This is a genomic window from Burkholderia sp. Ac-20344 (assembly GCF_017104975.1).
GTDB lineage: Bacteria > Pseudomonadota > Gammaproteobacteria > Burkholderiales > Burkholderiaceae > Burkholderia.
On the sequence record NZ_JAAGPP010000227.1, the window covers coordinates 1 to 10,196 of the forward strand.

Below are 10,196 nucleotides of genomic sequence, written 5' to 3' on the forward strand. Positions count from 1 at the left end.
TCGACCAGCGCGCCGCTTGCAGGCGGCCCGAGCGGCGGGCTGGCAGGCAAGCGGCGCGCTGGTCGCGAATCTCGTCGGGCTGCTGTCGCAGACCTGCGAGGCGACAGCAGCCTGGCTCGGCAATACGCTGGTGGCGTGGGATGGGGAAGCGGGGGCGGGGGCGGGCGCCGCGCGCGTCGTGCCGGACGAAGCCGCGCTCGACGCATTCGTTGCCGAAGTCGGGCGCTTCGATTCGCCGGTGCAGAACACGCGCCGCTTCGTCGCGTCGCGCACGGCGATCGAAGGCGTGACCGTCGAAGCCGGCGACGCGATCCTCGTCGTGCTCGCCGCGGCGAACCGCGACCCGGCCGTGCATCGCGATCCGCATCAATTCATGCCTGGCCGCGCGGCCGGGCCGAATTTCGGCTTCGGCACGGGGCCGCATGGTTGCCCGGGCGAGCGGATCGCGCGGGCAGTGACGACGGGGGCGTTCGGGGCGTGGCTGCGTGCGGCCGGGGGGCTGCCGCACGACGGGCCGGTGTGGCATTACCGCGCGTCGACCAACGTCAGGATGCCGAAGTTCGACGCGGCAGGGTGAGCGGGAAAGGGGGACTTAACGGCAGCCTTGCTTCTCTGCCCATTGTTCCTGGGCGGCGACGCGGCGCTGCACGCGCTCGACGAGACCGGTCGAGAAGGTCCGCATGCTGACGCCGCGGCGCTTGGCGAGGATCGTCTGCGCGACATCGGTGCGCGGGTTCGGCTGGCAGGCCCAGTAGAGCGTCATCAGCCAGCCGATGCCGGTCCACCCGAACAGTGCGTTGAACATCGCGACCGTCAGCTTGTCGTGCCGGCCACGCCGGTCGGCAATGACCGCCGGCAGAAAATAGATCGCGACCGCGGCCACCGAACCGGCCACTTGAATCAGGACTGCGTTCTGCATGTTGCTGCTCCATCCGAACTGCAATGGGACTGATTGTCGCGCTTTTTCCGTTCGCGTGCAGGCCGTGCGTTGGCAATTGATTGTTGCGTTTTTAATGACGATCAGCCGGCTTCGGCGTCCGCCGGCTGCACTTCGTTGCGCAGCGCGAAACCTTCGTCGAGCCAGCCCGTCACGCCGCCGATCATCAGCTTGACCGGCCGGCCGAGGCGCGCGAGCCGGATCGCTGCGCGCGCGGCGCCGTTGCAGTGCGGGCCCGCGCAGTAGACGACGAACAGCGTGCCGGCCGGATAGCCGGCGAGCTTGCTCTCGATGATCTTGCGGTGCGGCAGGTTGCGCGCGCCGGGCACGTGGCCGGCGGCGAACAGGTCGGGGCCGCGCACGTCGAGCAGCACGAAATCCGGTGCACTCGACGCGAGCGCATCGTGCACGTCCCAGCAATCGGTCTCGAATCGCAGCGACGCCTCGAAATGTGCGAGGGCGGTGGGGCTGTCGGCGGCGGGCACGTCGGTGACGCAGGACATGAGCAGGTGCTCCTGAAGGGGGCGCAGAACGCGTTGGAATGAGGGGCAGTATCGCGGTTCGGCGCGTTTCGCGGCAGTGGCGCGATCGACAAGTTCCGGTAACATCGCGCCATGCACAATCATCTCGTCGTCGCGCTCGCCTACGATCGCCTCTGCACGTTCGAATTCGGCTGCGTGGTTGAACTGTTCGCCCTCGAACGCCCCGAGCTCGGGGTCGACTGGTATCGCTTCGCGGTCTGCGCGAGCGAGCCGGGGCCCGTGCGCGCGGCGGGCGGCATCACGGTCGCCGCGCCCTACCGGCTCGCGACGCTCGATCGCGCCGATACCATCGTGATTCCCGGCTGGCGCGATCCGGACGAACTGCCGCCGGAGCCGTTGCTGAAGAAACTGCGGGCTGCGCATCGCCGCGGCGCGCGGCTCTGCTCGATCTGTTCGGGCGTATTCGTGCTGGCGGCGGCCGGCGTGCTCGACGGCCTCACGGTGACGACCCACTGGCGCTATGCGGAGAAACTGCAGGCGCGCTATCCGGCGCTGCGCGTGAATCCGGATGCGCTTTACGTCGACGAAGGGCAGGTCGTCACGTCGGCCGGGTCGGCGGCGGGGCTCGACATGCTGCTGCATCTCGTGCGCCGCGATTACGGCGGCGCGATCGCGAACCGCGTCGCGCAGCGCCTCGTGCTGCCGCCGCATCGCGACGGCGGGCAGGCGCAGTTCGTGCCGCGCCCGGTCGCACCGGGCGGCACCGACCGGCTCGCGAAGCTGATCGACTGGATGCGCGCGCACGCGGCCGAGCCGCACACGCTCGCGTCGCTTGCCGCGCAGGCTGCGATGAGCACGCGCACGCTGCAGCGTCAGTTCGCGGACGCGACGGGGATGTCGCCGCTCGCGTGGCTGATCCGCGAACGCGTGAACGTCGCGAAGGACATGCTCGAAGCGCATCCGGCGCTGTCGCTCGCGCAGGTTGCGGTGCGTGCGGGGTTCGGTTCCGAGGAATCGCTGCGCCGGCATTTCCGGCGCGTCGCGGCGACGAGCCCGGCCGCGTACCGGCGCGGGATGAGTCGCGGCGAAAGCGCGCGGGACGCTTGAGCGCAGCGCCGATTCCTGTCGACGTTTTCCTCGGGTGACACTGCCGTGGCGTAAGATCGCGCATCACTGAGAGAAGCCGGCCGCGCGGTGGCCGGCTTGCGCCGTTCACGCGGCACAACGAAAACGACAAGGACAACCACCATGGGCCTGCTGGGAAAGCTGTTCGGAAAGAAACCGCGCGATGAAGCGTCGTCGCCTGCGCCGTCGACGCACGACGCCGCAGAAGCGGACGAACAGGGCGAGTCGCGCGAGCCCGACTTGGCCCCCGAACTCGCCACCGCGCTGGCCGCGTTCCAGGTGGGCCGGTACAAGAAGGCGATCGAGGGCGCCATGCCGCACGCGGAGCGGCTGGCCGATGCGGCACGCCTGTGCGCGCTCGCGTACTCGGAGATGGAGCGCTACGCGGAAGCCTTCCCGTACTGGCTCAAGCTGTTCGAGCAGGAGCCGAGCGCGCACAACGCGCTGCAGCTTGCGACGACCTCGGTGATGTGCGGCGAAGTGGAGCGCGGCGAAGCGTGGCTGCAGAAGGCCGCCCAGGTCAATCACGACACGCACGAGCAGTCCGACGCCGCCGCGCGCGTGAACTTCATTTCCGCGCTGATGCAGAGCGGCCGTCTGCGCGAGGCGCTGCCGCATCTCGCGTGGATGCGCGACGTCTATGCCCACATGCACATCACCGATTCGACTTTCCTCTACATGCGCGGCATTCCGTTCTTCTCGTCGTTCCTGGAGAAGAGCCTCGAGATCCTGAAGGCCACGCAGCCGATCGATGCAATTGCGTCGTGGTATGGGGAACTCCACGGCAAGCTCGACGAAGAGGGCGAAGCGAAGCTCGCCGAGTGGGTCGGCCAGTTGAAGGCGCAGCCGGCCGCCTGAGTGGCCGGCTGCATCGCGCACTCAGCGCGTGTTGGTGTCGCGCGCCTTCTGCTGGATCTGAATGCGCGTCAAACCCAGTCCTTCAGGGCGGGGAAGGATAGCGCGGACGCCGTAGGCGTCCTTTCTGGCACCTAGTGGGTCGATGTATTTGCGAACGACTTTGATAGGCGCCCCGCCCGCAACTTCCGGCAAAGTAAGACGGAGGCCACAGCGCATCGCTCCACAACTTTTTACGAATGCTGGAGTAGCACTTCTGTCGGATCATGCGACTTGAGATGCCCCTGAATCCGTTCACTGGCAATCTTGGGCGGATAGTCCGCCAGCAGGTGCACGTGATCGCCCTCGTCGTCGAACTCCGCCCGTTCGGCTTCGAAGTCGCGGTACACACATGCAAAGATGCGACACATGTCGTCAAGGATTTCCATGATGAACTCGTCGCACCGGTATTCGGTCACGACGACCAAGTGCACATGCATCAGAAAGACGTAATAGCGACCGCGTCGAATGGCTTGACTCTCGCTTGTGGGCCAGACATACAATCGTCCAATGCGACGACTCCAGGCCTTCAAGTTCGAACTGATGCCGAACGGCGAGCAGCAGCGCGATATGCGCCGCTTCGCCGGATCGTGCCGGTTCGTCTACAACAAGGCACTGGCGTTGCAGAAGGAGAACTACGAGGCGGGCGGCAAGTTCATTGGCTACGTAGCAATGGCCAAGCATCTGACGGAGTGGCGTAACGGAGGCGAAACGCCATGGCTCAAGGATGCCCCCATCCATCCATTGCAACATGCCCTCAAGGACATGGAGCGGGCCTACAAGAACTTCTTCGCCAAGCGAGCGGCGTTTCCGAAGTTCAAGAAGCGCGGCCAGCGCGACAGTTTCCGCTACCCGGACCCCAAGCAATTCAAGCTCGACCAGCCCAATGGGCGCATTTTCCTGCCCAAGCTGGGCTGGATGCGGCTGAGGCTGTCGCGTCCCGTGCTGGGCGAACTGCGCAACGCAACGGTCAGCTTCAACTCGGGCAAGTGGTGTGTCTCGATCCAGACCAAGCGCGAGGTCGAGCAGCCGGTGCCCCATGCCACCAGCGTGATCGGCATCGATGTGGGCATCGCCCGCTTCGCCACGATGAGCGACGGCACATTTTTCGCACCGCTCAACAGTTTCAAGAAACATGAGGCTCGTCTGCGCCGATGCCAACGTGCGATGAGCCGCAAGGTCAAGTTCAGCAATAACTGGAAAAAAGCCAAGGCCAGAGTCCAGCGCATCCATACGCGCATTGGCAATGCTCGCCGCGACTACCTGCACAAGGCCACGACCACGATCAGCAAAAACCACGCGATGGTGTGTATCGAGGACTTGCAGGTTCGGAATATGTCCAGGTCGGCGGCAGGCAGCACCGATGCGCCCGGCAAGAACGTTCGGGCCAAGTCCGGTCTGAATAAGGCCATCCTCGACCAAGGGTGGTTCGAGTTCAGGCGGCAGTTGGAATACAAGCTGGCTTGGAATGGCGGCTGGCTCGTGGCGGTTCCGCCCGCGAATACAAGCCGGACGTGTCCGGCTTGTGGATACGTGAGTGCGGATAACCGGACCACGCAGGAAAAATTCGCCTGTGTCGAATGCAGTTACGAGAAGAACGCCGATGTCGTCGGTGCTCTCAACATTCTGGCGCGGGGACACCGCGTTGCAGCCTGTGGAGAGCCGGTGCAGTCGTGCCGCTCCGTGAAGCAGGAACCCGCCGAGGTGATCTGAGACAAGCATCATCGTTTCAGGCGCGGTAGGAATCCCCCGTCTTCAGGCGGGGAAGGATGTCAAGCACGCGATCCGGTACACCCCATCCTCGACTTCGACACCGTGCGTGTCGTGCGTGAAGCCCGGGAAGCGCAGGTCGTACTGCTCGAGCGCCTTCAGGTAGCCGAGCAGCGGGCCGTCGGCCGGCCCCGCGTTCTCGCCGGGCATCAGCAGCGGAATGCCGGGCGGATAGGGCACGACCCCCGTCGCGACGGTGCGGCCTTCCATCTCCGCGAGCTCCAGCATCTCGATGTCGTTGTGCACGAGATGCTCGAATGCCTCGGCCGGGCTGTAATCCGGCTTCGGCAGCGTCGAGAAGCCGCGCGACATCATCTCCGTCGTCTTCAGGTCGCTCATCGCGCCGAACATCAGGTCGCACAGGTCGCGCAGCCCGAGCTTGCCGTAGCGTTCCGGATAGCGCGCGACGAGTTCGGGCAGCACCTGTTCGAGCGGCGCGTTCGCATCGTAGTCGCGCTTGAAGTCGAGCAGCGTGTTGACGAGCGTGCCCCACTTGCCTTTCGTCACGCCGAGCGAGAACAGGAACAGGATCGTGAAGTCGGTCGTCTTCTCGACGACGATCCCGTGCCGGTCGAGATACGCGGTGACGACCGACGCCGGAATGCCGACCGGCATCAGCCCGCCGTGCGATGCGACGCCCGGCGTGACGATCGACACCTTGATCGGGTCGAGCATGCAGTAGTCGTCCTCGATCTCGCCGAAGCCGTGCCAGGTGTCGCCCGGATGCAGCACCCAGCACGACGGGTCGGTGGCGAGCAGCGTCTCGTCCGCTTCGTGGAAGCGCACGCGGCGGCCCGTCTTGCGATCGACGACGCTATCGGGCTGCCAGCCGTTGAAGAACCAGTCGTTGTTCTCCGCGCATTCCGTGTGCAGGCGCGCAAGCATCTGGCGGAACGCGACGGCCTCGCGGATCGCGTCGGTCGTCAGCGCCTCGCCGCCGGGGCCGTCCATCATCGCGGCGCTCACGTCGTTCGACGCGATGATCGCGTAGTTCGGCGACGTCGACGCGTGCATCATGTACGCCTCGTTGAAGCGTGCGTGCTCGATCGGGTTGCGGCCGTCGCGGACGTGGATGAACGAGGCCTGCGACAGCGCGGCGAGCAGCTTGTGCGTCGATTGCGTCGCGAATACGGTCGGCTTGCTCGCGTCGTGTTGCGCGGGATCGCCGTGCATCGCGTGACGGTCGCGGTAGATCGGGTTGAAGCGCGCGTAGCCGTACCACGCCTCGTCGAAATGCAATCGATCGACGCTCTGGCCGAGCAGTGCCTCGACGCGCGCGACGTTGTAGCAGAGGCCGTCGTACGTCGAGTTCGTGATCAGCGCATGCACGGGCGTCGGGTCGATGCCGTCGCGGCCGCGCACGAGCGGGTTCGCGTCGATCGCGAGCCGCACGGCGGCGGCCGTCAGACGCTCGGGCATGATCGGGCCGATGATCCCGTAGTGGTTGCGCGATGGAACCAGGTAGGTCGGAATCGCGCCGGACATCGTCATCGCGTGCTCGGCCGACTTGTGGCAGTTGCGGTCGCACAGCGCGACCTGGTTGCGCGTGACGCTCGCCATCAGGATCACGCGGTTCGACATCGACGAGCCGTTCGTCACGTGATACGTGCGGTGCGCGCCGAACACGCGCGCCGCATAACGTTCGCTTTCGCCGATCGGGCCCGAATGGTCGAGCAGCGAGCCGAGTTCGCCGACCGAGATCGACAGGTCCGAGCGGAACAGCGCCTCACCGAAGAATTCGAAGTACGCGCGGCCGACCGGCGATTTCAGGAACGCGGTGCCGCCCGTGTGGCCGGGCGTATGCCATGAGTATTCGTACACGCGCGAGAATTGCGCGAGCGCGCGGAACATCGGCGGCAGCACGGTTTCGCGGTAGCGCTCGATCGCGGCGACGATCCGGCCGCCGATGAACGCGGTGGTGTCCTCCAGCATCCAGATGAAGTCGTCGGCCTTGCGCATCGCGTCGACGGGAATCGCGGATGCGCTCGCGCGGCTCGCGAGCAGGAACACGGGGAGGGTCGCGTTGCGCGCGCGCATCGCGTCGAGCACGGCCTGCGCGGGCGCGTGGCCGGCATCGTTGCCGAGTTCCCAGTTGAGCAGCAGGCACTGGATCGCCGGATCGGCGGCGACCACCGCGCAGGCATCCTCGGCGGACGTCGCGATCACGACGTCGACGAGCCGCGTGCGCAGCTCTTCGGCAAGCGCCGTCGCGGCGCGCCCGGTGGCCGTGCGTTCATCGATGTCGTGCTGCACGAGCAGCGCCTTCATGCCGAGGCGGCGGAAGGCCGGTTGGGTCAAGGAAGCGGTCATGAATTAATCCCCCGTTTGCTGGGTTGCCTGGACGCCCGCGGCAACGGCCGGCGAGCGCGCGTGAAGGGTGTCGGCCTGGTGACGGCCCACGGAGATCCAGAAGGTGGCGGCGAGCGCGGCGATGGTCACGCCGAGCGCGAGATAGCGCACCCAGCGCGGCGAGCGGCCGCCCGGATGGATATGGGTTTCCTCGATCTCGCGCTGGCGGTTGATCGACAGCTCGTAGAAGACGATCGTTGCGACGACGAAGATCAGCGACCAGCGCGTCTGCTGGCCGTCGGAGCCGACCATCGCCCACAGCGCGTAGACAGCGCCGATCAGGCCGACGATCGTGTAGAACGTGAACTGGTGCGACGGCATCTTGCCGTAGCCGAGCACCTTGATCGCGATGCACGAGTAGATGTACGGCAGCAGCGTCATGATCACGGCGATCGACGCGATCTTGCCGAATTGCTCGCTGGCGCTCGGCGACATCGTCGCGAGCACCTGCACCGTCATGATCAGCGCGACGATCGCGAGGCCGGCCGACGGCACGTTCTTCGAGTTCACGCGTGCGAACACGCCGGCGAACAGGCCGTCGTCGGCGGCCGCCTTCGCGGTCTGGCCGACCAGCAGCGTCCAGCCTGCGAGCGAGCCGAGGCAGCCGAGCGCCGCGCACAGCGCGACCGCGTTCGCGGCCGTATTGCCGAGCGCGAGGCGCGCGGCATCCGCGAACGGCGCGCTCGATGCGAGCAGCGCCTTGTTCGGGATCATCCCCATGATCACGGTCGAGCTGAGCACGTAGCAGACGGCCGCGAGCACGACGCCGCCGACGGTCGCGATCGGCACGTTGCGCGACGGGTTCTCGACGACGCCGGCCGATACCGACGCACTCTCGACGCCGATGAACGCCCACAGCGTGAAGTTCAGCGTCGCGCCGATCGCGCTGAAGCTGTTGGTGCCCGACACGTTCCAGCCGGCGAAATACACGTCCTTGCTGAACCAGAACCAGCCGAACACGGCCATCCCGAGGATCGGCACGAGTGCGAAGATCGTCGTGACCGACTGCAGGCGGCCGACGACGTTCGGCCCGAGGATGTTCGCGTACGTGAACAGCCAGATCACGAAGATCTGCGCGAGCGCGAACACGAGCGGGTCCTTCAGTACCGGGAAGAAATGCGTGAGGTAGCCGAGGCCGGCGACCGCGAGGCCGACGTTGCCGAGCACGTTCGCGAGCCAGTAGATCAGGTTGGTCTGGTAGCCCATGTACGGGCCGAACGATTTGCGCGCATACGCGTACGGGCCGCCGGCAGCCGGGTCGATTGCGGCGAGCTTCGCGAACACGAGCGCGAGCGATACGGCGCCGACGACGGTGATCAGCCAGCCGAAGATCGCGATGCCGCCGGTGGCGGCGAGGTTCGCGGGCAGCATGAAGACGCCGGAGCCCATCATGTTGCCCGCGACCATCAGCGTGGCGGGAATGACGCCGATTTTCGGCGCGGAAGCCGCGGCCGGCGTGGCGGCGGCGCGGGAGGAGGACGAGCTGGCATCGGACATGCGACGCTCCTTGAGAAGACGTGTTGCGATTGAGGTGGCGCCGCGTGGCGCCGGTCGACGATTTCGGCATGAATCGTCGTTTTATTTAACGTTTTCATGTTATCGCCTTGAGGGTTTTGAATAAGGGTAAACGCCGGTATTTAATGGCTTGAATATTGATGAATGTCATTGAAACCGGTGAATCGGTGCTTGAATTCGGGTTGGGGTGGCCCGTGCGGCAAGCCTGGAGGGTGTTTTTGCCGGTCTCGATCCTGGCGGGAGAGAGCGCGCTGCTGAAGCTTCCGTGAATAATCGTTTTGCCGAACCGGTTAAATCAATTCGTGATGTAAATCGCGTCGCAATCGAGGTTTGAGTTTGTCGGTTAATATCGAGCGCATTAAATGCGCGCCGCCGGCGCGCGCACCCGCCGCTTCTTCCCCAAGGACGATTCCGATGACGACGCTGCCTTCCCGTTTGCCGCTGATTCAGGCCCCGATGGTCGGTTCGCTGAGCCCGCTCGCGATCGCGGTGTGCGAAGCCGGCGGGCTCGGCTCGCTCGCATGCGCGGCACTCGCCCCGCAGCAACTGCGCGACGAGATCGCGGCGATCCGGGCGCGCACGCGCGCACCGTTCAACGTGAACTTCTTCTGCCATATGCCGCCGGCGCCCGACGCCGAGGTCGACGCGCGCTGGCGCGCGGCGCTCGCCGGCTACTACGCGGAAGCCGGGCTCGATCCGGCCGACGTGAAGGGCGGCCCCGGCCGCGCACCGTTCGACGATGCGACGTGCGCGGTCGTCGAGGAATTGCGGCCCGCTGTCGTGAGCTTCCATTTCGGGTTGCCGGACGACACGCTGCTCGAGCGCGTGCGGCGCACGGGCGCGCGGGTCGTGTCGTCCGCGACGACCGTCGAGGAAGCGCGCTGGCTCGATGCGCGCGGTGTCGACGCGATCGTCGCGCAGGGCGCGGAGGCCGGCGGCCATCGCGGGATGTTCCTGACCGACGACATCCATGCGCAACCGGGCCTGTTCGCGTTGCTGCCGCAGATCGTCGACGCGGTGCGCGCGCCGGTGATCGCGGCCGGCGCGATCGCCGACGGCCGCGGCATCGCGGCGGCGTTCGCGCTCGGTGCCCGGGCGGTGCAGATCGGTACGGGTTACCTGCT

General features: G+C 66.4%; 10 protein-coding genes and 1 pseudogene. 6 read left to right on the forward strand and 5 right to left on the reverse strand.

The annotated features are described in order from the left end of the window. Window positions 1–577: cytochrome P450 (locus tag G3N64_RS36455; RefSeq protein WP_205788480.1), on the forward strand; the 577-nt coding region annotated here is incomplete at its 5' end. Between the two features lie 15 nt (window positions 578–592). Here G3N64_RS36455 and G3N64_RS36460 read toward each other — a convergent pair. Next, window positions 593–919 carry a superinfection immunity protein gene (locus G3N64_RS36460; protein ID WP_205788481.1) on the reverse strand — a complete coding sequence of 109 codons (327 nt, stop codon included), beginning with the start codon at window positions 917–919 and terminating at the stop codon, window positions 593–595. A 101-nt stretch (window positions 920–1,020) separates the two neighbouring features. Next, window positions 1,021–1,440, reverse strand: coding sequence for a rhodanese-like domain-containing protein (locus G3N64_RS36465; RefSeq protein ID WP_205788482.1), 420 nt, complete (start codon window positions 1,438–1,440; stop codon window positions 1,021–1,023). 111 nt (window positions 1,441–1,551) lie between these two features. On the opposite strand from G3N64_RS36465, the gene ftrA reads away from it, so the two are divergent. Together ftrA and G3N64_RS36475 are read left to right on the forward strand one after the other, a co-directional pair. Next, a complete protein-coding gene (gene ftrA / locus G3N64_RS36470; protein WP_205788483.1) occupies window positions 1,552–2,526 on the forward strand; it encodes a transcriptional regulator FtrA in 975 nt (324 codons plus the stop codon). A gap of 141 nt (window positions 2,527–2,667) precedes the next feature. Further along, entirely contained in the window at window positions 2,668–3,402 is a 735-nt protein-coding gene (locus G3N64_RS36475) for a hypothetical protein (RefSeq protein ID WP_205788484.1), read from the forward strand. Window positions 3,403–3,540: 138 nt separating this feature from the next. Here G3N64_RS36475 and tnpA read toward each other — a convergent pair. Beyond that, window positions 3,541–3,878 (reverse strand): annotated as a pseudogene (tnpA, locus tag G3N64_RS40480) (IS200/IS605 family transposase); the annotation flags it as partial. A gap of 70 nt (window positions 3,879–3,948) precedes the next feature. On the opposite strand from tnpA, the gene G3N64_RS36485 reads away from it, so the two are divergent. Beyond that, window positions 3,949–5,151 (forward strand): RNA-guided endonuclease TnpB family protein, encoded by a 1,203-nt coding sequence (locus tag G3N64_RS36485; protein ID WP_205788485.1) that lies wholly within the window; start codon window positions 3,949–3,951, stop codon window positions 5,149–5,151. Window positions 5,152–5,193: 42 nt separating this feature from the next. On the opposite strand, the gene G3N64_RS36490 is transcribed toward G3N64_RS36485, so the two are convergent. Further along, window positions 5,194–7,518 carry an Orn/Lys/Arg decarboxylase N-terminal domain-containing protein gene (locus G3N64_RS36490; RefSeq protein ID WP_205788486.1) on the reverse strand — a complete coding sequence of 775 codons (2,325 nt, stop codon included), beginning with the start codon at window positions 7,516–7,518 and terminating at the stop codon, window positions 5,194–5,196. A gap of 3 nt (window positions 7,519–7,521) precedes the next feature. Further along, window positions 7,522–9,054, reverse strand: a complete 1,533-nt coding sequence (adiC, locus tag G3N64_RS36495) for an arginine/agmatine antiporter (RefSeq protein WP_205788487.1) — start codon at window positions 9,052–9,054, stop codon at window positions 7,522–7,524. Window positions 9,055–9,212: 158 nt separating this feature from the next. Here adiC and G3N64_RS40285 point away from each other — a divergent pair, with 158 nt between their 5' ends. Together G3N64_RS40285 and G3N64_RS36500 are read left to right on the forward strand one after the other, a co-directional pair. Beyond that, window positions 9,213–9,341, forward strand: coding sequence for a hypothetical protein (locus tag G3N64_RS40285; protein ID WP_277399159.1), 129 nt, complete (start codon window positions 9,213–9,215; stop codon window positions 9,339–9,341). 145 nt (window positions 9,342–9,486) lie between these two features. Continuing rightward, window positions 9,487–10,196: nitronate monooxygenase (locus tag G3N64_RS36500; protein ID WP_205788488.1), on the forward strand; the 710-nt coding region annotated here is incomplete at its 3' end.

Bases quoted from the DNA above. Each gene is read 5' to 3' on its own strand.
- G3N64_RS36490 (WP_205788486.1), bottom strand. From the start codon at position 7,518: ATGACCGCTTCCTTGACCCAACCGGCCTTCCGCCGCCTCGGCATGAAG.
- G3N64_RS36460 (WP_205788481.1), bottom strand. From the start codon at position 919: ATGCAGAACGCAGTCCTGATTCAAGTGGCCGGTTCGGTGGCCGCGGTC.
- G3N64_RS36465 (WP_205788482.1), bottom strand. From the start codon at position 1,440: ATGTCCTGCGTCACCGACGTGCCCGCCGCCGACAGCCCCACCGCCCTC.
- adiC (WP_205788487.1), bottom strand. From the start codon at position 9,054: ATGTCCGATGCCAGCTCGTCCTCCTCCCGCGCCGCCGCCACGCCGGCC.
- G3N64_RS40285 (WP_277399159.1), top strand. From the start codon at position 9,213: ATGAATGTCATTGAAACCGGTGAATCGGTGCTTGAATTCGGGTTGGGG.
- ftrA (WP_205788483.1), top strand. From the start codon at position 1,552: ATGCACAATCATCTCGTCGTCGCGCTCGCCTACGATCGCCTCTGCACG.
- G3N64_RS36485 (WP_205788485.1), top strand. From the start codon at position 3,949: ATGCGACGACTCCAGGCCTTCAAGTTCGAACTGATGCCGAACGGCGAG.
- G3N64_RS36475 (WP_205788484.1), top strand. From the start codon at position 2,668: ATGGGCCTGCTGGGAAAGCTGTTCGGAAAGAAACCGCGCGATGAAGCG.